The following is a 24,280-nucleotide window of genomic DNA, read 5'->3' as shown; positions in this document are numbered from 1 at the left end:
CAATCATGAGGCCGGGTCCTCCTCGAGATAAGCATCGTTCAAAGGGGCACTCTTATTTCGATGAGGATGAGGAGGCGATGGCCAGCAGGTTAGCCTGCTGGTTGCCGAAGCCGGCGGCCACGTTCACCCCGATATTGCCAGTGTTGCTGTTCATCGAGCCGTCTACAGTGGCGGTGTTAGTCACATCGTGGAATTCATAGTCCCAGCCATCGATCACCTGGAAGCCACCGGCGATGGCCTTCGCCAGATCGGTCATCTCGGTGCTGGCAATGGCCACCGCGTTGCCCTGCTGGTTGTTCATGCCGGCGGCGATGTTCACCCCGACAACGCCGGTGTTGTCGTTGGCCGACTCTTCCAGGGTGGCCGTATATTCTGCCGAAGCCTCCTCATCGCCTTGTTGATCCCAACTAACACCGGTCATGATTTGGGCACTGGCGGCGTGAGCGTCGATCAGCTCGATCGGGTCCACTTTTTCCTCCTCGTCGCCTGCGAAGCTGGCTTGATAGGCGAGGGCGAGCGTGTTCTTCTGCTGGTTGCCGACGCCGGCCGCGGCGTTGACAGTGGCGTTGCCCGCGTTTCTAGAAACCGAGCCGTCCTCGATCTCGGCCGTGCCTGTATCGCTACCGAAGTCTTGATTACTGCTCTGGATCATTTGCTCGAAGCCCGAATCGGCGGCGGCGACCCTAGCAGAATCATCATCTTCCATGGAGTTGTTGTTGGACGCGATGGCCACCTCGTTGGCCTGCTGGTTGGCAACGCCGCCGGCGACGTTCAGAGCGGCAACGCCCGAGTTGTCATTCACGCTGTCTTCGACGGAGGCGGTAGCCGGGTCGTTGCCGCCACCACCCCCTTCGAAATTGAGCAGTTTCTGCGTATCGCGGGCGGACGCGACCGCGCCCTCGTCGGTCGTGAGTTCCTTCTCGATGTTCAATTCGACGTCGACCGTCAGCTCATTATTGATCTCGGTTTCACTGGTGTCCTCGAAGTTGTAGGACGGGTCGTTGTTGACGGTAATGTTGTTGTTGACGTTAAGGTTGGTACTTGTCTCAGCATGAGCAGCACCGTAGATGCCGAGCAAGGCGCTGAAGAGCAGAGTGTATTGAAGCGAGCATTTCATGTTATTTCTCCAGTTTGCTTTAGAAGACCACACACCAGGCGCGGGTGCGTGGGTTAATGGCCCAGAGGCTGGGCAACTACATTCACCGTCACCGCGTTGACGGCTTGATTCATTACCCCGGCAACTTGATTTATTTGAACAATGCCCGAGGTGTCCTGAAAGGCTGTATCGGCGATAAAGGTTTTATTGTTGCGTGCTAGTTTATTCTGTGCGGTTTTGCTTTCACCGGTGGCATTAGCTTTTAGCAGGGCGGCGTTATCCAAGGTATAGATCGTGTTTTGGGTATTGCCAGTGCTTTTTCCGGTGGTGAAATTAATCGTGGCCTGATTGTTGGTTTGGTTAAATGCGCCGGCACTCTGGTTGATGCCGAGGATGCCGTGGCTATGGGAAAAGGAGCTGCCGCCAATAATGGCGCTATGCGGGTATTTTTTTATCGCGTCGACGACGGCCAAGGCCTCTTTGTCCAAGAAGATCGATTGGCTGGCCTCCGATAACGCTAGGCCTGCTTCGCCGCCTATTGCCAGGCTGCGCAGGTTGAGTTGCTGATTGCCGACGCCCGCTGCCTGGTTTAGCGAGGTAATCCCGGTATTGCTTTCGCCGCTATTAATAATGTTGGCCGTGTCGTCGGCAAAGCAGCAGGTCGCGGCCATCAAGACTGGTAAAATAATAAGCGTGCGTGTCATGATATTCTCCGGTCGGCGGCGCGCAATGATGCTGCCATCCCGCTGACTTGGTTGCGTTATTACCTGCCGAATGCCTGAGTGAGGGTATTCGATATGGTTGAGGTAGCCGCCGTAATGGAATGACTTATGCTGCCGCCGCCAGAACCGCCCAAACTGGAGCCGAGCGGGCTTTGGGGCAGCGAGCCGGCATTGGAGCCTGTGGCGCTGGTAATCAGCGAGGCGATGCCCGAGTCGGCCATACCGGCAGACCTGGGCGGGTGGCCCGTGCTGGTGCTGGCCAGCAGGGCCTCGTCGAGCGCCCGGGTCTGGGCTGCGAACTTATCGGTGGCCGATAAGACGGTTGCTGCCGGCGAGGTCTCCACCGTCGATGGGTGAGTGCTACGGGGCAAGTCCGGGCGATAGGCGATGCGGTCGGCAACTGGTCTGGTGATGACGATCGGCGCCGAATAGTTATCGCCGCTGCCCGGCGCGGCCAGCACGGACTGGCAGAGCGGCACAAACAGCATGGACAAGGCGACGAGCCCGGTTCTGCGCTGGTTCATCTCACACTCCCAAGAAGCATTTTTCCTGCTGCTTCTTATGCATGTGCCGTGCCAGCCATTCGGAAGCCTTATCCGGTAAGGACGGGTGAATAGCGAGAATTTGGGGTGGGGTGGTTTTGTGCCGTTTTTGAAACAACTTTCGGGGCAATTGGGGGGGGCAATGCTCCGGCAAGGCTTCAGACGCGTTGGCTTAGAGTGCGGCGTGTTGATTTGGCGCGGGTTTGAGGGGGCGTACAGGTGGGCGTTTGTGTTTCAAGGATGAGAATCAGATACTTGAGCGCAACGCAGAAGATGCCCTCGGCGCTGGCTGCAATGGCATGACCGCGGCTTGAACGCGCCTCTCGATAAGAGCTGTGGCTTGGGCTATAGCGAACGAAAGAAGTTCCTTTATCCGATGCCCCCCGTTCTTAGAGCCTGTTCAGAATCTGTCGCGAGCGGGCCTCAGCGGGGTGAAGAGCAGCGCAGAAACCGGAATGGACGTGGTGTCCATGAGGATTTCCGATCGCTGAGCGAATCACTAGATTCGCACGCCGAGCGCATGAGCCCCGATCAGGGCCGCGCAGCAAGATTATGAACAGGCTCTTCCGAGGAGCAAGCCCATGTCCCGTTTGATCCGCACCCTCGGTCTCGACGCGCGAACGTGAGTGGCCGGCCGTTGACCGCCGCCGAGCGCGCGCTGGCAGGGCGGTTGTTTGGCGCCTCGTTCGACCCCGGCAGGGTAGGGGTGCACGACCGCGGCTGGCTGCACCTGGCACGGGTGCCGATGGCGCCGTTCGGCAAACTGTACTTCCCGCGCGGCTGGTACTGCCGCGACTTTTGCGCGGTGCCGCTGGCCGATTCGGCCAACGCTTCCGGGCTGCGCCTGTTCAATACCTTCGTCCACGAGTTGGTGCACGCCTGGCAATACCAGAACGGCTGCCCGGTGTGCTGGCGCGGCGCGCTGATCGTCGTGACCCGGGCGTTGCGGCTGCGCCGCGAGCCGTACCGTTACCGGCTCGACGCGACGGCGACGCTGGCCGATTACGGCCTGGAGCAACAGGCGTCGCTGATCGCCGACTACGCGACGCTCGTCGAGCGGCCGGACGACGCACGGCTGTGGCAGGTGCTGGTGCGCGACAACGCCAGCCTGCTCGAGGCCGGCGCGGCGCATGCCGGGCGGGGCGAATGGCTGGAGCGCTACGAACGGGTGCTGGCGCCGCTCAGGGGCGAGCCACTGGCGTTCCGCGGCCGGCCGGAGTGGCTCGGCCGTTTGCGCAGCCGCTGATGGAGCAGGAATGAAAAAGGTTCTTCACGGAATTTAGGGAATTCGGGGAGGGATGCCGTAGGGCACGTTTCTGTGAATGGAGGCTTTGTCGGTCTCGCCCGACCGGCGAGGTACTTTCTTTTGCCTCACCAAAAGAAAGTACCCAAAGAAAAGGTGACCCTGCGACACCGGCCCGCTACGCGGGCTGCCCTGCGGGCGCCACGGCCAACGGGCGGCTGCGCAACTCGCGCCGACTATGTCGGCACTCGGACAGTGCTCGCCGACTACCCCCGTTGGCCGTGCCGTCCTCGGCGGCGTCGAAGGGGAATGGGTGACCGTAGGCGATATTCACGACATTGTTTGGTTTGAAAATCTGCGGGTAATTTAGCTCATAAACTGGCCGCCGGTTTTTTTTTAACCATTCAAATCCACATCCGCTGCAATCATCCTGCCCATCCCCTTTGCGCTGCCGAGCGATCGTCAAGCGGCCAGGTTTTAAGCCGCCGCTTGTTCGAGCGGGCGGACGTTAGCCGCCCGCGAGTTCGGCGGCGCCTGGCCGCTTGGCAGGCGCGAGGGAAGCCGAAGGCCAGTGCATTGGGGTCGCATTTTCTTTGGGTACTTTCTTTTGGCGAGACAAAAGAAAGTACCTCGCCAGTCGGGCGAGACCGACAAAGCCACAGTCCAAACTCGTATCCCCTAAACTCTGTGAAGAACCATAAAAAAGGCCGGTCGTGATGACCGGCTCTGTGCCGTTGAGCAGGTGGGGCTACAGCTCAGGCGCTGTGCGCCTGCGCGCAGCCGGATATTAATGCCTTCAGCGACTCCGGCTGATCGAGCTTGATGTGCTTGTGATCGACGCTGATCCACCCCTGTTGGGCGAATTTCGACAGGGTGCGGCTGACCGTTTCCAGCTTGAGTCCCAGGAAGCTGCCGATCTCCTCGCGGCTCATCCGCAGGATGAAGTCGTTGGCGGCGAAGCCGCGCGAGGCGAGCCGGCCCGACAGGTTGAGCAGGAAGGCGGCCAGGCGCTCCTCGGCCTTCATATTGCCGAGCAGCAGCATCACGTTCTGGTCGCGCACGATCTCGCGGCTCATCAGCCGGTAGAAGTGGTGCTGCAGGCTGGGGATCTCGCGGCCGAGGCTTTCCATCCGGTTGAACGGCAGCTCGCACACCTCGCTGTCTTCCAGTGCGATCGCGTCGCAGCCGTGCACGTTGGCCGAAATGCCGTCGAGCCCCATCAGCTCACCCGACATTTGGAAACCGGTGACCTGCTCGCGGCCGTCCTGGCTGGCGACGCTGGTCTTGAAGAAGCCGGTGCGCACCGCGAACAGCGAACGAAAGCCTTCGCCGCTGCGGAACAGGTAGTCACCGCGTTTCAGGCGCCGGCTTTGCCGGATCACCGCGTCCAGTTGCGCCAGCTCCTCGTGGTTCAGGCCGACCGGCAGGCACAGCTCCCGCAGGCTGCAGCTGGAGCAGGAGACCTTGAGCGAGTGGTGGTGCAGAGGTTGATCGTTCATGCCAGAAACCCGTGAATCTTTGATGGCTTGATGCGCATCAAAGCGAAAAAGCCGGTGTTGAGCAAAGGTTGCAGTCTACCGTAGGTCTTCTCAACCGGAGCAGCACATGACCACCACCCACCCGTATTCGCCCGAGCGACTGGAGTTCGACCGCGAGTTGATCGAAAAACTCGATGGTGCCGGGCCGCGCTATACCTCGTACCCGACGGCGGATCGCTTCGTGACCGATTTCAATGACGCCGATTATCGGCACTGGCTGAAACAACGCCGGATCGGCGCCAATCACAAAAAAATATCATTATATGCTCATCTACCATTCTGTAACACTGTCTGCTACTACTGCGGCTGCAACAAGATCATCACCAAGGACACTGCGCGCGCCGATACCTACCTCGATTACCTCGAGAAGGAACTGGCGCTGATCGGCGAGGCGCTCGGCCGTCGCGAGCGGCTGGCGCAGCTGCATTTTGGTGGGGGTACTCCTACTTTTCTGTCCGACGCGCAGCTCGCCCGGCTGATGGGGCTGTTGCACCGGCAGTTCGACTTCCTGCCCGAGGGCGAGTATTCGATCGAGATCGACCCGCGCAAGGTCAGTCGCGCCACGGTGTTCCACCTGGCGAGCCTCGGCTTCAACCGGATCAGCGTCGGCATCCAGGATTTCGAGCCGGCAGTGCAGCGCGCCGTCAACCGGGTACAGGGCGAGGCCGAGACGCTTGAGGTCATTCAAGCCGCCCGCGATGCCGGTTTCAAGTCGGTCAGCGTCGACCTGATCTACGGCCTGCCGCGGCAGTCCTGTGCCAGCGTGCGCCGTACCCTGGCCAAGGTGATCGCCGTCGGCCCGGACCGGATCGCGTTCTACAACTACGCGCATCTGCCGACCTTGTTCCTGCCGCAACGGCGCATCGACGAGGCCGAACTGCCGAGTGCGGCCGAGAAGCTCGACATCCTGCAGCAGTCGGTGGCGCAGCTGACCGACGCCGGCTACGTGTTCATCGGCATGGACCACTTCGCCAAGCCGGACGATGACCTGGCCGTTGCGTTGAGGCAGGGCCGGCTGCAGCGCAACTTCCAGGGCTATTCGACGCACGCCGACTGCGACCTGATCGGCATCGGCGTGTCGGCGATCGGCAAGATCGGAGCCTGTTACAGCCAGAACGAGAAGGAGCTCGACGCCTACTACGCCGCGCTCGACGAGGGCCGCTTGCCGGTACTGCGCGGCATGACCTTGAGCCAGGACGACATCCTGCGCCGCAGCGTGATCCAGGCGCTGATGTGCCGCTTCTCCCTGTCGGTTGAGGCGATCGAGCAGGTGTTCGGCATCGACTTCGCCGACTACTTCGCGGCCGAACTGGAACGACTCGACGAGTTCGAGCGGCTCGGCCTGCTCAGCTTCGACGGCGACTTCCTGATGGTCGCGCCGAATGGGCGTTTCCTGATTCGCAACATCGCGATGGTGTTTGACCTCCATCTGCGCGAGAAGCAGGGCACGGCGCGTTACTCGAAGACGATCTGAGTCGCGCGACGTTGGCCGAAACGGCGCGGTTAGCGGTTTAGTGCAGGGGAAGAACTGAGGGGGGCTCGGGGGGGGGGGGCGTTCAGGCGCCGGGGCGGTGCTGGTGCAGCCGGACGATGGCCGGGCCGGTCGGCGCGGCGGACAGGTCGGCCAGCGTGTAGCGCTCGAGCGTGGCGTAGAACGCGTCGCGACCGGCGTCGAGCGCCCCCTTGAGCAGGCAGCCGCCGCGCAGCGCGCAGGGCGGCTCGGCGCAGTCGATCAGGTCGCGGTCGCCCTCCAGCGTGCGGATCAGCACGTCGAGCCGGTAGTCGGCCGGCGGGCGCGCCAGCGCCAGACCGCCGCCCTTGCCGCGGCTGGTGGCGAGCCAGCCCTGCTGCGCCATGAAATGCACCACCTTCACCAGATGATTGCGCGACGCCGCAAAGCGCTCGGCGATCTCGCCGATGGTCACGGGGGTGTCGCGCTCGCTGAAGGTCAGATACATCAGCACGCGCAGACCGAGGTCGGTAAAACGGGTCAGTTGCATGGCAGGGCCGTTAAATGCAGTCGCGGGCAGCATAGCGTGTCGCCGCTGCCCGCTCAATCACCGTGGCTTATGCCGCGGCCAGTACGTGCGAGCCGAACACCTCGTAGTGGACGCGCTCGGCCGGCACGCCCTCGGCGGCCAGTGCCGCGAGCTGCGCCCGCATGAACGGCACCGGACCGCAGACGTAGTAGTCGGCGTCGGCGGGCAGCGCCTGCTCACGGATCGCCGCGAGGTCAATGCGGCCCCGGTGCTCGTAGTCGACGCCTTGGCGGTCGGTTTCTCCCACCGTCTCGTAGAACACGTGGACCGACAGCGCCTCGTGCCGCTCGGCCAGCTGGCGCACGTGGCCATTCAGCGCGTGCACGCCGCGGTGACGGGCCGCGTGGACGAAGCTGACGCGACGCTGCGGTTGTTCCTTCACCAGCTGGTTCAGCATCGCCACCATCGGCGTCAGGCCGACCCCACCGCTGATCAGCACCACCGGGTTGCTCTTGTCGCTGTCGAGCACGAAGTCGCCGAACGGCGGCGCCAGCTCGACCAGCGCGCCTTCTTCTACCTCGTCGTGCATCCAGTTGGAGATCAAGCCGTCCGGCCGGCTGGCGTCGCCCTGTTCGCGCTTGATCGACAGGCGCAGATAGTCCGGGTTCGGCGCGTCCGACAGGCTGTACTGGCGCGGCTGGATCAGCGCACCGCCGGCGGCGCGGCCGCGCACGCTGACGTACTGGCCCGGCACGAAGCCCGGCGCCGGTGCGCCGTCGACCGGGTACAGGTAGAACGAGGTGATCTCGTCGCTCTCGCGCACCTTTCGGCCAACCTTGAACGGCCGCCAGCCCGACCAGCCGCCTTCGGCCAGCGCGGCGTTGCGGTACAGCTCCGCCTCCGCGGCGATCAGGATGTCGGCCAGCTGGCCGTAGGCGGCGGCCCAGGCGGCGATCAGCTCGTCGCTGGCGGCGTCGCCGAGCACCTCGCGGATCGAGGCGAGCAGGTGGCCGCCGACGATCGGGTAGTGTTCGGCGCGGATGCCGAGGCTGGCGTGCTTGTGCGCGATGCGGCCGACCACCGGCATCAGCACCGACGGGTCGTCGATATTCTCGGCGTAGCCGAGCACCGCCAGCGCCAACGCGGTCTGCTGCTGGCCGCTGGCCTGGTGGCCCATATTGAACAGATGCTTCAGTTCCGGGTTGTGACGGAACATGCGCTGGTAGAAATGGCTGGTCAGCGCTACGCCGTGTTCCTTCAGGACCGGGACGGTGGCTTTGACGAGTTGGCGGGTGGTCGCGTCGAGCATGCTGGGCTCCTTATGGCGTTTTAAAAATTCACGTTTTGTTGCGATGGAAAACCTGGCCGGGTCGGCAATCGGCCTGTGGCTGTTCGGCTGGTGTTCTTTAAGATGTGCAAATAATACATTTTTTGTGTCGTCGGGCCAACTCTTCATCTCGTCTGGGCGAGCAGGGGAACGGAAAACCGGTTCGAGCGGGGCTGGTCGGGGTACTTTGAGCCGCCGCCGGGCGGCTGAACAGGCGCAGCGTCAGTGCATGCAGGCGCGGGGCGCAAACAGCGACAGCGGGAACGCCACATGGATCGACACGCCGAAGACGCCAGCCAGCGCAGCGGGAAACCTTCGTCGAAGCCGGTGTTGAGTGCGGTCAGCACGCCGGACATCAGCATCGACACAGAGCAGGACATCAGGATGGCAAAGAGCCGTTTGTGTTTTTTGGTAGACGTCCGGGTAATGGGATGTTTTTGCTGTATTTTGTGAATTTTATTCAATCTGAAGCGGGCTGTTCCGAGCCGGCGCGATGCCGGGAATGCCTTGCTGGCCCAGCCTTCGGCGGCGGCTTGGCAAAGCGCGGCCGATTATTTAAGGCAATGGATTAATTCTTGGTCCATGCGAACGCCTACGGTATACCTAGAAAGTAGCCTTGGGACAGGGCGAGCCCCTGTTGGTTTCGGGAGCGCGTGCTGGCGTATCGACGCCACTGTGTTCGTCAAGACGGCCAATTTCGGGCCGCGAATCTTGAGGAGGACGAGATGCAAAGACGGATGTTTATCCTGGCGGCATTGGCGGTTGGCGCCACCAGCCTGATCGGTTGTACCACCACCTCCAGCCCGGGAGCGGCCAGTGCCAAGCGGCAGGAGATCGACGCCGGCGTCGACAGTGCGATGACGCGGCTCTACAGCAATGTGAACGGTTCGCGTGAGCTGGTCGCCAAGGCGCGTGGCGTGCTGGTGTTCCCGTCGGTGGTGGCGGCCGGCCTGGTGGTCGGCGGCGAATACGGCACCGGCTCCTTGCGTGAAGGCGGCCAGACCACCGGCTACTACAGCACCGCGACCGGTTCGTTCGGTCTGCAGATCGGCGCGCAGACCAAGACCGTGGTGTTCCTGTTCATGACGCAGGACGCGCTCAACAAGTTCAAGAGCAGCAATGGCTGGACCGCCGGTGCGGACGCCTCGGTGGCGCTGCTGAAGGTCGGCGCCAACGGAAATATCGACACCACCACCGCGACGGGCCCGGTGCTCGGCTTCGTGATGACCAACGCCGGCCTGATGGCGAACCTGTCGCTCGAGGGCACCAAGGTCAGCAAGCTGAATCTGTAGCGCCGGTGGGCGCAAAAAGCTTGGCCGAACCGTTGCCGGTTCGGCCAAGCTTTTTTGTTGCTTTGCGGCTAGCAGGACCTCAGTGCATCAGCCGTTCGATACGCGCGGTGATCAAGTCGATCGCCGGCTCGTTGCAGCCGTGCGGCAGGATCACGTCGGCGAAGCGCTTGGTCGGCTCGACGAACTGGTTGTGCATCGGCCGCACCGTGGCCTGGTACTGTTCCATCACGCTGTCCATCGTGCGGCCGCGCTCCTCGATGTCGCGCGACAGGCGGCGGATGAAGCGCACGTCGGCGTCGGTGTCGACGAAGATCTTCAGCGACATCATGTCGCGCAGCGCCGCGTCGTACAGCGCGAAAATCCCTTCCACCACGATCACCGGCACCGGCATCACGGCCACCGTGTGGGCGGCGCGGGTGTGCTCGGCGAAGTTGTAGATCGGCATCTCGATCGGCACGCCGTTGCGCAGGTCGTCGATGTGCTGGATCAACAGCGGCCAGTCGAACGCGTGCGGGTGGTCGTAGTTGGTGCGCAGCCGCTCGCTGAACGACAGCTGCCCCTGGTCGCGGTAGTAGTTGTCCTGGATGATCACCACGGCCTTGTCCGCGCCGATCGCCTCGACCACCTTGCGGGTGACCGTGCTCTTGCCGCTGCCGCTGCCGCCGGCCACGCCGATGATGAAGGGGGTGCTCATGGGTGTTCCGCCAGAAAAAACCCGCCATTCTAATGACTTGGGTAGATTTTGCCATCCGCCCATGAGCCAGTTTAGAGCCGCTAACAAACCACTCCCAGCGTTGTTGCTCTGCCTTGCCATACTACTCGTACTGTCTGCGGCAGAGCGCCTAGCTGGGATCGCTACGCTGGGTTTTAGCTTCGCAGAAACTCGGCAATGCCTCGTTTTGTTAGCGGCTCTTAGGCCGGTTTGGCGACGCCTCAGTGCTGCGCCTCGGTGTGCGCCACTTCGGCGGCGGCACCGGCGATCCAGCGCCGCATCGCCGGCGTGGCGAGCAGGTGATCGACCCAGGCCTGCGACGCCGGCGGCAGCGCGATGTCGTAGGTGACGAAGCGGCAGGCGACCGGTGCGAACATCGCGTCGACGATGCCGAAGCGGCCGAGCAGGAACGGTCCGTCGCTGACGTGCTCGGCGCGCAGCCCCTCCCAGATCGCGATGATCCGGGCGATCTCGATGTCGACCTGCAGATTGCTGTCTTCACGCGGGTAACGGCCGCAGACGTCCATCGGCAGATGCTGGCGCAGCGCCGCGAAGCCGGCATGCATCTCGGCCGCCAGCGAGCGGGCGTGGGCGCGCTCGGCCGGGTCGTCCGGCCACAGTTGCGCACGGGGAAAGCACTCGTTCAGGTACTCGCAGATCGCTAGCGACTCCCACACCTTCAGGTGGTTGTCGATCAAGAGCGGCACCTTGCCGGCCGGGTTGAGCGCCAGGATCTTTTCCCTGGTGTCCGGCTGGTCGAGCCGGATCAGGATCTCGGTAAACGGTTCGTCGAGCATTGCCAGGATCAGCCAGGGGCGCAGCGACCAGGACGAGGTGTTCTTGTTGCCGATGATCAGTTTGAACATGACGGGACCCCAACAGGTTGGCCGAAGGACTGGTTTCAGTGTAGTTCATCGTCATCGTGGCATGTCAGGGGTCGGACAGCGCAAGACCGTTCCCGGAAACGACAACGCCCCGCGCGGGGCGGGGCGTTCGGCCGACAGGGCAGGCGCTTATTCCAGCTCGTCGATCCAGGCCTGCTGGATCGCTTCGAGGATCTTCTCGCCGCCACGCTGATGATCGTCGTCGAAGCCTGGCAGATCGATCACCCAGTTGTGCAGGTCGACGAAGTTGACGCGCTTCGGGTCCACCTCCGGGTGCGTTTCGCTCAGCTCGATGGCGATGTCGAGGATGTCGGTCCATTTCATGGCAGGGTCTCCTGTGTCAGGGCGCTCAGTGCTGTTCGCGGGCGAGGTTGATGGTGTAGCGCGGCAGTTCCACGACCAGGTTGTCGTCGGCGATGATCGCCTGGCAGGACAGCCGCGAGTTTGGCTCGAGACCCCAGGCCTTGTCGAGCATGTCTTCTTCCAGTTCGTCCGCCTCCTCCAGCGACCCGAAACCTTCGCGCACGACCACGTGGCAGGTGGTGCAGGCACAGGACATCTCGCAGGCGTGCTCGATCTCGATGTGATGGTCGAGCAGGACCTGGCAGATGCTTTCGCCAGGCGCGGCATCGTCGATGACCGCGCCTTCCGGACACAGCTCGGGGTGCGGCAGCACGATGATTTGCGGCATGGGGGTGACTCCTTACAATTCGCTGATGTTGTGGCCTTTGAGCGCGCGCTGGATGTTGCGGTTCATGCGGCGTTCGGCAAACGGGTCGGTGAGGCGCGACAGCGCGGCGGTGGCGGCGTTGACGGCGGGGGTGTTGCTGCCCTGGACGGCCGCATCGACGACGGCGAGCGCCGCGTCGATCGCGGCGCGCTCGGCGGCGTCGAGCAGGTCGCCGTCGCCCACGAGTGCCGAGCGCGTCGCCTCGGCGAGGCTCTCGGCGTCGACGATCGCCTCGCGCAGCTTGCGTGCCTCGATGTCTTCCTGCACGTGGCTGAGCGATTCGCTCAACATCCGGCTGATCTCATCGTCGGACAGACCGTACGACGGTTTCACCTCGATGCTGGCTTCGACGCCGGACGACTGTTCGCGCGCGGTCACCGACAACAGTCCGTCGGCGTCGACCTGGAAGGTGACGCGGATGCGCGCGGCGCCGGCGACCATCGGCGGGATACCGTGCAGCACGAAGCGGGCGAGCGAACGGCAGTCGGAGACCAGTTCGCGCTCGCCCTGCAGCACGTGGATCGACATCGCGGTCTGGCCGTCCTTGAAGGTGGTGAATTCCTGTGCGCGCGCGGTCGGGATGGTGCTGTTGCGCGGGATGACCTTTTCGACCAGCTCGCCCATCGTTTCCAGACCCAGCGACAGCGGGATCACGTCGAGCAGCAGCCAGTCGTCGTCGCCCTTGTTGCCGGCCAGCACGTCGGCCTGCATTGCCGCGCCGAGCGCGACCACTTTGTCCGGGTCGAGGTTGGTCAGCGGCGCTTGGCCGAACAGCGTGCCGACCGCCTTCTGTACCTGCGGCATCCGGGTGGCACCGCCGACCATCACCACGCCCTTCACGTCGTCGACGCCGATCTTGGCGTCGCGCAACGCCTTGCGCACCGGCAGCAACGTCTTGTCGACCAGCGTCTGAGTGATCTCGTAGAAGGTGGCCTGGTCGAGCGTCAGGTCGATGCTCTCGCCGTCGGACAGGACCGCGCTGATGCGTGTCTCGGCGTGTTCGGTCAGCGCCTCCTTGGCCTCGCGGGCGCGAGTCAGCAACAGCCGCGCGTTGTGCGCGCCGAGGCCGGACAGGCCGGCGGAAGACAGGATCCAGCTGTAAATGCGGTGGTCGAAGTCGTCGCCGCCGAGTGCCGAGTCGCCGCTGGTGGCCAGCACCTCGAACACGCCGTGCGACAACTTCAGGATCGACACGTCGAAGGTGCCGCCGCCCAGGTCGTACACGACGTAGACGCCTTCCGAGCCGTTGTCGAGACCGTAGGCGATCGCCGCAGCGGTCGGCTCGTTGAGCAAGCGCAGCACGTTCAGGCCGGCGACGCGCGCCGCGTCCTTGGTCGCCTGGCGCTGCGCGTCGTCGAAGTAGGCCGGCACGGTGATCACCGCGCCGGTCAGCTCGCCGCCGAGGCTCTGTTCGGCGCGCTTCTTCAAGGTGCGCAGGATGTCGGCCGACACCTCGACCGGGCTCTTGATGCCGGCGCGGGTGGACAGCTGCAGCATGCCCGGCGCGTCGACGAAGCGGTAGGGCAGGGCGCTCGCGTCCGGCAGGTCGGCGAGACCCCGGCCCATGAAGCGTTTCACCGACACGACGGTGTTGTGCGGGTCGCGGCTCTGCTCGGCCTGCGCGACGTGGCCGACCACGGTGCCGGCCTTGCTGTAGTGCACCACCGACGGCAAGAGCGTGCGGCCCGACTCGTCGGGCAGACAGGTGGCGCTGCCGCTGCGCACGGTGGCGACCAGTGAGTTGGTGGTGCCCAGGTCGATGCCGACCGCCAGACGGTGCTGGTGTGGGGCGGTGGAGAGGCCGGGTTCGGCGATTTGCAGTAGAGCCATCGTTAGAGCCTGTTATGAAGCTGCTCGCGAGCCGCGCCAAGCGTCCAGGGTGCTGGATGCAAGGCGCGGTCGCGCAGGTCAATGTCATTCATTGACCAAGCGCCGCAACGCCGCAGACGGCGGCCTGGACGCTTGGCCCTTTGGGTTGGGGCAAAAAAGCCGCATGGCGGCGTTGCTCCCCGCTTGCTGTGCCCGCACAGCGGCGCGACTCGCGCCTTGCCATGCGGCTTTTTTGCCGCCAACGCGGCCGTGATCAGCTTCATAACAGGCTCTAATGGTCCGGTGTGTCGTGCGCGGCAGGACACTCAAGTAAGCAACAAAACAGGGAGGGGCGACGATCTCGCGGTACGGCAGGGCGGTCCGTGGCTCAGTACAGCAGCGCCTCGATCGCGTCGCCGATTTCCTGATCGAGCTTTTCCATAAAGCGCCATTTTCTCACCAGCTGGGCGGCGACGTCCAAGTCCGGCTCGGTGCTGTCGAGCGCTTCGGCCAGCTCGGCTTCCAGTGCCGTCAGCTCGCCGGCCAATTCACGCGCCAGCTTTTCCAATGCCTCGACATGGCTGTCGGCGCGCGCGTCGGCGATCGCCTCGCGCCATTCCATCTGTTCCATCAGGAAGTCGGCCGGCATGCAGGTGTTGGTTTCTTCCTGGGTATCGACCCCGGCGAGCTTCAGCAGGTAGCGGGCGCGCGTCAGCGGCTGCTTCAGAGTCTGGTAGCCCTCATTCACCCGGGTCGCGTGCATCAGCGCGAGGCGCCGCTCGCTGTCGGGCGCACTGGCGTAACGGTCCGGATGCACCTCGGCGGCAATCGCGCGGTAGGCGGCATCGAGTGCCGCGGCGTCGAGCACGAAGCGGCGCGGTTGGCCGAACAGGGCGAAGAAATCCTGGCTGAAATCGAGTGTCATCGTGTCTGCATGGCTAACAAAAACGCGCAGGCTCAAAGGCGCTGCGCGTGGTCGACTGGCGTCGCCGGGCTTCAGACGTGGAAGCTCTCGCCGCAGCCGCATTCGTTCTTCACGTTCGGATTATTGAACTTGAAGCCTTCGTTCAGGCCTTCCTTGGCGTAGTCGAGTTCGGTGCCATCGAGGTAGGCCAGGCTCTTCGCGTCGGTGAACACCGTCACGCCGTGGCTCTCGAAGGTCAGCTCGTCGCCGTTGGCGACATCGACGAACTCCAGCTTGTACGCCATCCCCGAGCAGCCCGAGGTTCTCACCCCGAGGCGGATGCCCAAGCCCTTGCCGCGACGCGTCAGAAAGCTGCGGATATGCTCCGCGGCACGTTCGGTCAGAGAAATTGCCATGATCGAGTCTCTTTGCTGCGCCCGGCGGAACCGCTGCCGGGCCGAATACCCAGACGGCGTGGTTTATTCCAGGCCGTGCTTTTTCTTGTAGTCGGACACCGCCGCCTTGATCGCGTCTTCGGCGAGGATCGAGCAATGGATCTTCACCGGCGGCAGCGCCAGTTCTTCGGCGATCGCGGTGTTCTTGATCGACATGGCCTGATCGAGCGTCTTGCCCTTCACCCATTCGGTCACGAGCGAGGACGAGGCGATCGCCGAGCCACAGCCGTAGGTCTTGAACTTGGCGTCTTCGATCACGCCGTCTTCGCCGACCTTGATCTGCAGTTTCATCACGTCGCCACAAGCCGGGGCGCCGACCATGCCGGTACCGACCGAATCGTCGCCCTTCTCGAAGGCGCCGACGTTGCGGGGATGTTCGTAGTGGTCCAGGACCTTTGCGCTGTAAGACATTTTATCTCTCCGATCTCGGTGCGGAACCCGGCCGACGCCGCTTGGCGCAAACCCGATTCTCTTTATTCCATTTTAGTGTGCGGCCCACTGCACGCTGTTCAGGTCGACGCCTTCCTTGAACATTTCCCACAGCGGCGACAGTTCGCGCAGCTTGCCGATCTTCGCGCGCATCAGCGCGGCCGCGTAGTCGACTTCCTCGACGGTGGTGAAACGGCCGATGGTGAAGCGGATCGAGCTGTGCGCCAGCTCGTCGTTGCGGCCCAGGGCGCGCAACACGTACGACGGCTCGAGGCTGGCCGAGGTGCACGCCGAACCGGACGACACCGCCAGGTCCTTCACCGCCATGATCAGCGATTCGCCTTCGACGAAGTTGAAGCTGACGTTCAGGTTGTGCGGCACGCGGTGCTCGAGGTCGCCGTTGATGTACACCTCTTCCATGTCCTTGAGGCCGTTCCACAGCCGGTCGCGCAGCATACGGATGCGCTCGTTCTCGGAGGCCATCTCTTCGCGGGCGATACGGAACGCCTCGCCCATGCCGACGATCTGGTGGGGCGCGAGCGTGCCGGAGCGGAAGCCGCGCTCGTGACCGCCGCCGTGCATCTGCGCTTCGAGGCGTACGCGCGGCTTGCGGCGCACGTACAGCGCGCCGATGCCTTTCGGGCCGTAGGTCTTGTGCGCCGACAGGCTCATCAGGTCGACCTTCAGCGTTTCCAGGTCGATCTCGACCTTGCCGGTCGCTTGGGCGGCGTCGACGTGGAAGATGATCCCTTTTTCACGGCAGATCTCGCCCAGTTGCGGGATGTCCTGGATCACGCCGATCTCGTTGTTGACGAACATCACCGACGCCAGGATGGTGTCCGGACGGATCGCCGCCTTGAATGCGTCGATGTCGACGAGGCCGTTGTCCTTGACGTCGAGGTAGGTCACCTCGAAGCCCTGGCGTTCCAGCTCGCGCATCGGGTCGAGCACCGCCTTGTGTTCGGTCTTGACGGTGATCAGATGTTTGCCTCTACTCTTGTAGAACTGGGCCGCACCCTTGATCGCCAGGTTGTCCGACTCGGTGGCACCCGAGGTCCAAATGATTTCTTTGGCATCGCAGTTGAGCAGCTTTGCTACCTCGGCACGCGCGTTCTCCACCGCCTCTTCGGCGTCCCAGCCGAAGCTGTGGCTGCGGCTTGCCGGGTTGCCGAACTTCTCGGTCAGGTAGGGAATCATCACCTCGGCGACGCGTGGGTCGATCGGCGTGGTGGCGGAGTAATCAAGGTAGATCGGAAGCTTGGGCTGGCTCATTACGGGTTCTCCACAGGGTCCGGTTACAGGCCGGTGATGGATTCGGCGCGACTGCGGCGGGTGGGGCGAGCCTCGCGCTGATCCTGCAATACGTTAACGTCCTTGGTGCGCTGGCTGTTGACCAGACTGGCCAGGCTGACCTTGGACAGGTAATCGAAAATGGTGGTGTTCAGGCTGGTCCACAAGTCGTGGGTCATACAGCGCTGGTTGGTGCCAAGGCAGTTCTCGCGGCCGCCGCACTGGGTGGCGTCGACCGGTTCGTCGACCGCCACGATGATGTCGGCTACCGAGATCTCGTCGGACTCCTTGGCCAGCGTGTAGCCGCCGCCGGGGCCGCGCACGCTCTCGACCAGGTTGGCACGGCGCAGTTTGCCGAACAGCTGCTCCAGATAGGAGAGCGAAATGCTCTGGCGTTCGCTGATGCCGGCCAGCGTTACCGGGCCGTTGCCCTCGCGCAGCGCGAGGTCGAGCATGGCCGTGACGGCAAAGCGGCCTTTGGTGGTCAGTCGCATGGTCGGGTTCCCCTTGGGTGGTTGCCGACCAGTATCATATTTCCGAGTATTTTAGTCAACTATTCGTGGCCGGCGGTTTCGGGCTTACCCAAGCCGGCCTAGACAAACCCGACTATTTTACTGGGTTTAGCCGGAATTTGGCATGCTTTTCTGCGGACAGTGATGAATGGCAAGGAGATGCTTGGTGTATTATTCAAGCAAACATTTGTTTGGATCGACGGATCTGCTCTGGCAGCCCTGCCCGGAGCGACTACAGGAAAACTCATCAATGAATCAGGTCGTTATCAGCGGCACCGGGCTGTTCACCCCGCCGCACGCCATCAGCAACGAGGAGCTGGTGGCGTCGTTCAATAGCTACGTCAACCGCTACAACGCCGAGCACGCCAACCAGATCGCCACCGGCGAACTCGAACCGTTGGCCGAATCGAGCGCCGAGTTCATCGTCAAGGCGTCGGGCATCCAGAGCCGCTTCGTGCTCGACAAGGACGGTGTGCTCGATCCTAAGCGGATGAAACCGTTCCTGCCCGAGCGCGGCAACGACGAATTGTCGGTCCAGGCCGAGATGGCGGTGATCGCGGCGCGCGAGGCGCTGGAAAACGCCGGTCGCTCGGCCGCCGACATCGATATGGTGATCGTCGCCTGCTCGAATATGCAGCGCGCCTATCCGGCGATGGCGGTCGAGGTGCAGGGCGCGCTGGGCATCGCCGGCTACGCCTTCGACATGAATGTCGCCTGCTCGTCGGCGACCTTCGGGATCCAGACCGCGGTCAACGCGATCGCCAGCGGCCAGGCGCGCGCGGTACTGATGGTCAACCCGGAAATCTGCACCGCGCACATGAATTTCCGCGACCGCGACAGTCACTTCATCTTCGGCGATGCCTGCACCGCGGTGGTACTGGAGCGCGCCGATCTGGCGGTGTCGGCGCAGCGTTTCGCGGTGCTCGGTTGCAAATTGGCCACGCTGTTCTCCAACAACATCCGCAACAACGCCGGTTTCCTAAACCGCTGCGACGAGCGCGGCGTCGGTGCGCCGGACAAGCTGTTCGTGCAACAGGGCCGCAAGGTGTTCAAGGAGGTCTGCCCGCTGGTCGGCGAGCACATCGTCGCGCACCTGGCCGAGCTGGCGCTCGAGCCGGCCGCGGTGCGTCGGTTCTGGCTGCACCAGGCCAATCTCGGCATGAACGAGCTGATCGCGCGCCGGGTGCTCGGCCGTGACGCCAGCCGCGACGAGGCGCCGGTGATTCTTGATCGGTACGCCAATACCAGTTCGGCCGGCTCGGTGATCGCCTTCCACCTGTTCAACCGCGACATGGCGGCGGGACAGGTTGGCGTGCTGTCGTCGTTCGGCGCCGGTTATTCGGTCGGTTCGGTCATTCTGAAAAAATATTGATTTGTCACGCGAGGTCGCCGGCGCAGCCACATTTCATGGATCGGCTCGCCGGCCGGGCGCAGCCCCGACGCCAGCATCACATCGTCGTCCTTGGTGTCGGTGAGATGGCCTTCGATGTCCCACAGCCCGTCGGCATGGCGGTAGCCTTCGATGCGGATCTGGCGGGTGTGCCGTCGTTCGCGGGGCGAGTCGGCTTGCGGCAATGGCATGGGGCGGTTCCTGATGGGGCACCGCTATTCTGGCGCGTTCCACATCTCTGGACTAGAGCCTGTTATGGATCGGCACGCGAGCGGGCCCCGAACCCGGCTCAGCCGCAGACCACCTCGGTACCGACCCCGAAGTCGTAGTTCCGTATCACTTTCATCACCGTCTCGCGAAAGTCCTGCACCAGCTCCGAGCGCAAGCCGTTGCTCGGGCAGGCCAGCACGTAATCTAGGCGGATGTCCGGCTGGAAGGGCCGCAGCACTACGCCATGCGCCTGCCAGACCTTGGCCGCAAACGGCTCGACAATCGACACCCCCAGACCGTTGGCGACCATCGCGTAGCGGGTGTGCGCGGTATGGGTCTTGACCCGGTAACGCGGGTTGATGCCCGCGTCTTCCAGACTCGCCTGCTCTGCCCCGTATGACTGCGCGCCGTTGGGCAGCCAGCCGATCACGTCTTCACCATGCAAGTCTTCCGGAGTGACGACCTCGTTCGCGGCCAAGCGGTGCCCGGCCGGCATCGCGCACAAGAGCCGCACCGTCAGCAACGGTTCGATCTCGATGCCGGCAATCGGCGGAAAGGCCAAGCTCAGCGCCACGTCGGTTCTCAGGTCCTGCAGCGACACCATGATCTCCGATCCGTTACGCGAATCGACCTTGATCGGCACGTCGGGGTGGTAGCGGAAGAACTCCTTCAGCACCAGTGGCAACACCGACGCGGCCAGCACTGGCAGACAGGACACCGTCAGTCCTTCTGCCGCGGCGTTGCGAATATTGGTAGCTTCCTGCTTCAGCCGCTCCAGTCCCAGGAAGTTCTCCTCCACCGCCTTGTAGAAGCGCACACCAGCGACGGTCGGCTCGAGCCTCCCCTTCGAACGGTTGAACAACCGAAAGCCCAGGTCCACTTCCAGGTCGGCGATCAGCCGGCTGATCGCTGGCTGGGTGACGTGCATCCTGCGCGCGGCACCAACGCTGGTGCCGGTAATCATCAGGCAACGAAAGGCTTCGATCTGTCTGAACCGGATCATGGCGGGCTTCCTGGCTGGGGTATGCGTCAGCATATAACAAAGCCGCATTGAAGATAAATATATATAAGTAGATGTGAGCGTAAGGCCCTGCCATACTGCCTCTCCGCCATGCCAATGCCATTCAAGGCGATCTTCAAGGGTCGAAAGAAATGGCGATCCGCACCGTTACCCCGGTGTTGCAGGAGCAGGGAGCGGCTCATCCGGCTGACCACCCTCGGTCGTCGAGCTGCTCGCACCACGGTCAGGAACACCTCTCGTCCGGCCATGGCGGCCTTCAGCAGTCGATACATTAAGAGCCACTAACAAAACCCAGCGAAGCGATCCTGCCCGCCGCTGCCGTAGACAGTACAAGTAGTACGGCAAGGCGGCACAACATCACCGAGAGGATTTTGTTAGCGGCGCTAAAAGAGACGAATAAAAAGGCTCTGTCACATTTGGTGTTACGCCCTTGGAAAGGCCTGCCATTACTGGATTCTTGGAAATGCCACCAAGCCAATAGTCGCGAGGCTTCCAGCGATTTCTCGCTACGGACCAACACGTAATTGGGACATAGCTAATAAAAAGCCTGACCAATATGGTCGGGCTTCGGCGCTTGATGCCTCGCATGACAAATCGATCAATGGCTACATCAGTGATCGCCGGCGGTGACGTTGGCCTAACAGGTCAGGAACCGCTCGTCGCCTTCCCGCGTCGACCCCCCTTGCCGGCGTTCGGGGGATCTTGATCGACGGTCACTCCCTCATCCTCGGGGCTTGGTTAGCGCTGGTCATCCTGCTTTTCCCAATAGGGATTTGCCCGCCCAGCGCCCGACATTTCTTTCGATTCCAAGATACGCCACACTCGTCTGACAGGCCTTCAGCGCCTTCCGCTTCGAGTCCGAAAACCCCTATAACAAAACCGCATCCAACATAAATTTTTATGAGTAGATGCGTGGAAAAGCTTCTGAAATACTCGCTGTCAGATTGTCGGACCCGCCGCGGATCTGAACAAATATTGATTTGTCACGCGCGGTCGCCAACGATACAGACGGCAGCGCGGATTACGCTTGCCATTTTCCCGCTGCGTGCATAATGTATCCTGGCGACACCATAGAGCGCCAGGTTATATAAGAATAATTACCGTTTATAAACAGAGAAGAAGGAAACTATCAATGCGCGCTGCCAAGACGCTGCTGATTTCTGCCGGCCTGCTGACCGCTGCCTCGATGGCGCAGGCTGCCGGCACCTTGATCTATTGTTCCGAGGGGAGCCCGGCCGGTTTCGACCCGGGCCAGTACACCACCGGTACCGACTTCGACGCATCGGCCGAAACCGTGTTCAACCGCCTGACCCAGTTCGAGCGCGGCAGCACCAAGGTGGTGCCGGGCCTGGCCGAAAAATGGGAAGTGGCCCCGGATGGCCTCACCTACACCTTCAACCTGCGCAAGGGCGTGAAGTTCCAGACCACCGACTACTTCAAGCCGACCCGCGAATTCAACGCTGACGACGTGGTGTTCACCTTCGACCGCATGCTCAACAAGAACAATGCGTTCCGCAAGGCGTACCCGACCGAGTTCCCGTACTTCACCGACATGGGTATGGACGAGAACATCACCAAGGTCGAGAAGGTCGACGCCAACACCGTCAAGTTCACCCTGAAGAAGATCGACGCCGCGTTCGTGCAGAACCTGGCGATGAGCTTCGCCTCGATCCAGTCGGCCGAATACGCCGACAAGCTGCTCAAAGAAGGCAAGCCGCAGCTGATCAACCAGCAGCCGGTCGGCACCGGCCCGTTTATCCTGAAGCGCTACCAGAAGGACTCGCAGATCCGCTTTGCGGCCAACAAGGATTACTGGAACAAGGCGGACGGCCCGAAGGTCGACAACCTGGTGTTCGCGATCACCACCGACCCGTCGGTGCGCTTCCAGAAGCTGAAGGCCGGCGAGTGCCAGGTGACCGCCTACCCGCGTCCGGCCGACCTGCCGGCGATGAAGGCCGATCCGAAGCTGAAGATCATCAGCCAGCCGGGTTTCAACCTCGGCTACCTCGCCTATAACGTGAAGCATAAGCCGCTCGACAAGCTGGAAGTGCGCGAAGCGCTCGACATGGCGATCAACAAGAAAGCCATCATCGATGCGGTGTACCAGGGCGCCGGCCAGCCGGCCACCAACCCGATGCCGCCGACCCAGTGGTCGTACAACAAGTCGCTGAAAGACGCACCGTACAGCCCGGAAAAAGCCAAGGCGCTGCTGGCCAAGGCCGGCTTCCCGAACGGCATGGACATCGGCCTGTGGGCGATGCCGGTACAGCGTCCGTACAACCCGAACGCCAAACTGATGGCCGAAATGATCCAGTCCGACTGGGCCAAGATCGGCGTGAAGGCCAAGATCCAGTCGTATGAATGGGGTGAGTACATCAAGCGCGCCAAGAAGGGCGAGCAGGACTCGATGCTGATCGGCTGGACCGGCGACAACGGCGACCCGGACAACTGGCTGGGCGTGCTGTTCGGCTGCGACGCGATGAACGGCAACAACTTCTCGAAGTGGTGCTACAAGCCGTTCGAAGACCTGATCCAGAAGGGCAAGGCGACCACCAACGTGGCCGAGCGCACCAAGCTCTATATGAAGGCGCAGGAAATCGTGAAGCAGCAGGTGCCGATGACCACTATCGCCCACTCTACCGTGAACCAGCCGATGCGCAAGGAAGTGCAAGGCTTCAAGGTCAGCCCGTTCGGTCTGAACTCGTTCTACGGGGTGAGCCTGAAGTAAGGCCAGCCAGCTGAAGCTGTAACGCACGCACGTCGGGGGCCTGGCCCCCGATGCGCGTTAAGGGACGGGCATTTATCCAGAAAGCATTTTTCTGGTGGAATGCCGGCCCGGACAGCGTGAAGCCGGCGGGTAGGGTGGAAATAGTGGGTGGAACGGTCGATCGGTTTGACCTGAATCAACAGTGATTCTGGCGCCGGCTGTTATCTTGATCACGTCGAGGCAGCAGCAATGACCGGTTTAGGTGGGTGGTTCGGTTGTTGCTGTTGCCCGACCCCTCTCGACGCATTCCTTCCCCGTTTTCTCCCGTGTTCCCGACCGACTTCGCCCTGCCTAGCAATGCGGCGACGGGGTCTTGTGCGTGTCGCGTGCCGATCCACCGGCATCGCCGGCGACCTCGCCGCCATTTCGGACAACCCGAAAACGAGAGAAGTCCCATGCTGTTGTTCATTTTCCGACGACTGAGCGTGCTGATCCCCACTTTCCTGGGTGTCACGCTGCTGACTTTCGGCCTGATCCGGATGATTCCGGGCGACCCGATCGAGGTAATGGTGGGCGAGCGTACGCTCGATCCGGTGATGCACGCCGAGGCGATGCACCGGCTCGGCCTCGACAAGCCCCTACCGGCCCAATACTTCGACTATGTGACCAACTTGGCGCACGGTAATTTCGGCGAATCGCTGATTACCCGCGACAGCGTCTGGCACGAGTTCACCACGCTGTTCCCGGCCACGCTGGAGCTGGCGACCGCGGCGATGATCTTCGCCGTGGTGGTCGGCCTGTTGGCCGGCGTGATCGCCGCGATCCGACGTGGCTCGATCTTCGATCACGGCGTGATGGGCATCTCGCTGACCGGCTTCTCGATGCCGATCTTCTGGTGGGGCCTGATCCTGATCATGTTCTTCTCGGTGAAGCTCGGCTGGACCCCGGTATCGGGCCGGCTCGACCTCGCCTACGACATCGCGCCGCGCACCGGCTTCATGCTGATCGACAGCTGGTTGGCCGAACGGGCCGACCCGTCGGCCAACGCCGGCGCCTTCTTCGATGCCTTGAAGCACCTGATCCTGCCGGCCATCGTGCTCGGCACCATTCCGCTCGCGGTGATCGCGCGGATGACCCGCTCGTCGATGCTCGAAGTGCTGCGCGAGGACTATGTGCGTACCGCGCGCGCCAAGGGCCTGTCGCCGGCGCGGGTGATCTTCGTCCACACGCTGCGCAATGCGCTGATCCCGGTGCTAACCGTGGTTGGCCTGCAGGTGGGCACGCTGATGGGTGGCGCGGTGCTGACCGAGACCATCTTCTCCTGGCCGGGCATCGGCAAGTGGCTGATCGACGCGATCTCGCGCCGTGACTATCCGGTGGTGCAGAACGGCATCCTGATCATCGCCACCCTGATCATCGTGGTGAACTTTATCGTGGACATCCTCTACGGTATCGCCAACCCGCGTATCCGCCACGCCAAATAAGCCG

Annotated in this window: 27 protein-coding genes; 7 read left to right on the top strand and 20 right to left on the bottom strand. The window is 62.9% G+C overall.

All coding sequences use genetic code 11. The annotated features are described in order from the left end of the window. Positions 1-52: 52 nt before the first annotated feature. Genes ACZ2IA_RS04390 through ACZ2IA_RS04380 form a run of 3 tightly spaced genes read right to left on the bottom strand, consistent with a single transcriptional unit; the run spans position 53 to position 2,342 of the window. A complete protein-coding gene (locus ACZ2IA_RS04390) occupies positions 53-1,117 on the bottom strand; it encodes a FapB/FapC family functional amyloid domain-containing protein (RefSeq protein WP_470291353.1) in 1,065 nt (354 codons plus the stop codon). A 53-nt stretch (positions 1,118-1,170) separates the two neighbouring features. Continuing rightward, entirely contained in the window at positions 1,171-1,800 is a 630-nt protein-coding gene (locus ACZ2IA_RS04385) for a FapB/FapC family functional amyloid domain-containing protein (RefSeq protein ID WP_470291352.1), read from the bottom strand. Positions 1,801-1,859: 59 nt separating this feature from the next. Beyond that, positions 1,860-2,342 (bottom strand): FapA family amyloid fibril periplasmic chaperone, encoded by a 483-nt coding sequence (locus ACZ2IA_RS04380; protein WP_470291351.1) that lies wholly within the window; start codon positions 2,340-2,342, stop codon positions 1,860-1,862. A gap of 640 nt (positions 2,343-2,982) precedes the next feature. Between ACZ2IA_RS04380 and ACZ2IA_RS04375 the strand changes: the two genes are divergently transcribed. Beyond that, on the top strand, positions 2,983-3,606 hold the full coding sequence (locus ACZ2IA_RS04375) for a hypothetical protein (RefSeq protein ID WP_470291350.1): 624 nt from the start codon (positions 2,983-2,985) through the stop codon (positions 3,604-3,606). Between the two features lie 752 nt (positions 3,607-4,358). Here ACZ2IA_RS04375 and fnr read toward each other — a convergent pair. Further along, positions 4,359-5,102 (bottom strand): fumarate/nitrate reduction transcriptional regulator Fnr, encoded by a 744-nt coding sequence (gene fnr, locus ACZ2IA_RS04370; protein ID WP_470291349.1) that lies wholly within the window; start codon positions 5,100-5,102, stop codon positions 4,359-4,361. A gap of 106 nt (positions 5,103-5,208) precedes the next feature. Between fnr and hemN the strand changes: the two genes are divergently transcribed. Further along, positions 5,209-6,615: an oxygen-independent coproporphyrinogen III oxidase gene (gene hemN / locus ACZ2IA_RS04365; RefSeq protein WP_470291348.1), complete on the top strand. Its 1,407-nt coding sequence runs from the start codon at positions 5,209-5,211 to the stop codon at positions 6,613-6,615. A gap of 82 nt (positions 6,616-6,697) precedes the next feature. On the opposite strand, the gene ACZ2IA_RS04360 is transcribed toward hemN, so the two are convergent. The 3 genes from ACZ2IA_RS04360 to ACZ2IA_RS04350 all read right to left on the bottom strand — a co-directional run bounded on the left by ACZ2IA_RS04360 (position 6,698) and on the right by ACZ2IA_RS04350 (position 8,803). Further along, positions 6,698-7,141, bottom strand: a complete 444-nt coding sequence (locus tag ACZ2IA_RS04360; RefSeq protein WP_470291347.1) for an RrF2 family transcriptional regulator — start codon at positions 7,139-7,141, stop codon at positions 6,698-6,700. Positions 7,142-7,208: 67 nt separating this feature from the next. Continuing rightward, positions 7,209-8,429: an NO-inducible flavohemoprotein gene (gene hmpA / locus ACZ2IA_RS04355; protein ID WP_470291346.1), complete on the bottom strand. Its 1,221-nt coding sequence runs from the start codon at positions 8,427-8,429 to the stop codon at positions 7,209-7,211. 143 nt (positions 8,430-8,572) lie between these two features. Then, positions 8,573-8,803 (bottom strand): DUF2798 domain-containing protein, encoded by a 231-nt coding sequence (locus tag ACZ2IA_RS04350; RefSeq protein WP_470291415.1) that lies wholly within the window; start codon positions 8,801-8,803, stop codon positions 8,573-8,575. On the opposite strand from ACZ2IA_RS04350, the gene ACZ2IA_RS04345 reads away from it, so the two are divergent. After that, a complete protein-coding gene (locus tag ACZ2IA_RS04345; protein ID WP_470291418.1) occupies positions 8,718-8,900 on the top strand; it encodes a hypothetical protein in 183 nt (60 codons plus the stop codon). The two genes, ACZ2IA_RS04350 and ACZ2IA_RS04345, sit on opposite strands and share 86 nt — an antisense overlap. A gap of 272 nt (positions 8,901-9,172) precedes the next feature. After that, the gene (locus tag ACZ2IA_RS04340) at positions 9,173-9,739 is read left to right on the top strand and encodes a BPSL1445 family SYLF domain-containing lipoprotein (RefSeq protein WP_470291345.1); all 567 of its coding nucleotides are present in this window, start codon (positions 9,173-9,175) and stop codon (positions 9,737-9,739) included. Positions 9,740-9,818: 79 nt separating this feature from the next. On the opposite strand, the gene udk is transcribed toward ACZ2IA_RS04340, so the two are convergent. The 11 genes from udk to iscR all read right to left on the bottom strand — a co-directional run bounded on the left by udk (position 9,819) and on the right by iscR (position 17,446). Continuing rightward, complete coding sequence (gene udk / locus ACZ2IA_RS04335) at positions 9,819-10,433, bottom strand: uridine kinase (protein ID WP_470291344.1); 615 nt, start codon at positions 10,431-10,433, stop codon at positions 9,819-9,821. Positions 10,434-10,672: 239 nt separating this feature from the next. After that, complete coding sequence (locus ACZ2IA_RS04330) at positions 10,673-11,317, bottom strand: glutathione S-transferase family protein (RefSeq protein WP_470291343.1); 645 nt, start codon at positions 11,315-11,317, stop codon at positions 10,673-10,675. A gap of 147 nt (positions 11,318-11,464) precedes the next feature. Further along, complete coding sequence (iscX, locus tag ACZ2IA_RS04325; protein ID WP_470291342.1) at positions 11,465-11,659, bottom strand: Fe-S cluster assembly protein IscX; 195 nt, start codon at positions 11,657-11,659, stop codon at positions 11,465-11,467. A 25-nt stretch (positions 11,660-11,684) separates the two neighbouring features. Next, on the bottom strand, positions 11,685-12,026 hold the full coding sequence (gene fdx, locus ACZ2IA_RS04320) for an ISC system 2Fe-2S type ferredoxin (protein ID WP_470291341.1): 342 nt from the start codon (positions 12,024-12,026) through the stop codon (positions 11,685-11,687). A gap of 12 nt (positions 12,027-12,038) precedes the next feature. Further along, positions 12,039-13,895 carry a Fe-S protein assembly chaperone HscA gene (gene hscA, locus ACZ2IA_RS04315; protein ID WP_470291340.1) on the bottom strand — a complete coding sequence of 619 codons (1,857 nt, stop codon included), beginning with the start codon at positions 13,893-13,895 and terminating at the stop codon, positions 12,039-12,041. Positions 13,896-13,897: 2 nt separating this feature from the next. Then, positions 13,898-14,158, bottom strand: a complete 261-nt coding sequence (locus ACZ2IA_RS04310; RefSeq protein WP_470291339.1) for a hypothetical protein — start codon at positions 14,156-14,158, stop codon at positions 13,898-13,900. Positions 14,159-14,262: 104 nt separating this feature from the next. Continuing rightward, positions 14,263-14,799, bottom strand: coding sequence for a Fe-S protein assembly co-chaperone HscB (gene hscB / locus ACZ2IA_RS04305; RefSeq protein ID WP_470291338.1), 537 nt, complete (start codon positions 14,797-14,799; stop codon positions 14,263-14,265). Positions 14,800-14,870: 71 nt separating this feature from the next. Next, entirely contained in the window at positions 14,871-15,194 is a 324-nt protein-coding gene (gene iscA / locus ACZ2IA_RS04300; protein WP_470291337.1) for an iron-sulfur cluster assembly protein IscA, read from the bottom strand. A gap of 63 nt (positions 15,195-15,257) precedes the next feature. Continuing rightward, a complete protein-coding gene (gene iscU / locus ACZ2IA_RS04295) occupies positions 15,258-15,644 on the bottom strand; it encodes a Fe-S cluster assembly scaffold IscU (protein ID WP_470291336.1) in 387 nt (128 codons plus the stop codon). A gap of 72 nt (positions 15,645-15,716) precedes the next feature. Next, complete coding sequence (locus ACZ2IA_RS04290; protein ID WP_470291335.1) at positions 15,717-16,934, bottom strand: IscS subfamily cysteine desulfurase; 1,218 nt, start codon at positions 16,932-16,934, stop codon at positions 15,717-15,719. Positions 16,935-16,957: 23 nt separating this feature from the next. Continuing rightward, positions 16,958-17,446, bottom strand: a complete 489-nt coding sequence (gene iscR / locus ACZ2IA_RS04285; protein ID WP_470291334.1) for a Fe-S cluster assembly transcriptional regulator IscR — start codon at positions 17,444-17,446, stop codon at positions 16,958-16,960. A 268-nt stretch (positions 17,447-17,714) separates the two neighbouring features. Here iscR and ACZ2IA_RS04280 point away from each other — a divergent pair, with 268 nt between their 5' ends. Continuing rightward, a complete protein-coding gene (locus ACZ2IA_RS04280) occupies positions 17,715-18,836 on the top strand; it encodes a beta-ketoacyl-ACP synthase III (RefSeq protein WP_470291333.1) in 1,122 nt (373 codons plus the stop codon). Here the strand turns inward: ACZ2IA_RS04280 and ACZ2IA_RS04275 are convergent. Further along, the gene (locus tag ACZ2IA_RS04275; RefSeq protein ID WP_470291332.1) at positions 18,800-19,045 is read right to left on the bottom strand and encodes a DUF2889 domain-containing protein; all 246 of its coding nucleotides are present in this window, start codon (positions 19,043-19,045) and stop codon (positions 18,800-18,802) included. The genes ACZ2IA_RS04280 and ACZ2IA_RS04275 overlap by 37 nt on opposite strands. A gap of 98 nt (positions 19,046-19,143) precedes the next feature. After that, on the bottom strand, positions 19,144-20,067 hold the full coding sequence (locus ACZ2IA_RS04270) for a LysR substrate-binding domain-containing protein (RefSeq protein WP_470291331.1): 924 nt from the start codon (positions 20,065-20,067) through the stop codon (positions 19,144-19,146). Positions 20,068-21,217: 1,150 nt separating this feature from the next. On the opposite strand from ACZ2IA_RS04270, the gene ACZ2IA_RS04265 reads away from it, so the two are divergent. Next, complete coding sequence (locus tag ACZ2IA_RS04265) at positions 21,218-22,813, top strand: ABC transporter substrate-binding protein (protein WP_470291330.1); 1,596 nt, start codon at positions 21,218-21,220, stop codon at positions 22,811-22,813. A 434-nt stretch (positions 22,814-23,247) separates the two neighbouring features. Beyond that, positions 23,248-24,276, top strand: a complete 1,029-nt coding sequence (locus ACZ2IA_RS04260; protein WP_470291329.1) for an ABC transporter permease subunit — start codon at positions 23,248-23,250, stop codon at positions 24,274-24,276. The last annotated feature ends 4 nt before the right edge of the window (positions 24,277-24,280 follow it).

It is taken from the genome of Crenobacter sp. CS_VA4 (assembly GCF_055597485.1).
The sequence above is the reverse complement of the archived record's forward strand: the minus strand, read 5'-3'. Positions and strand labels throughout refer to the sequence as shown.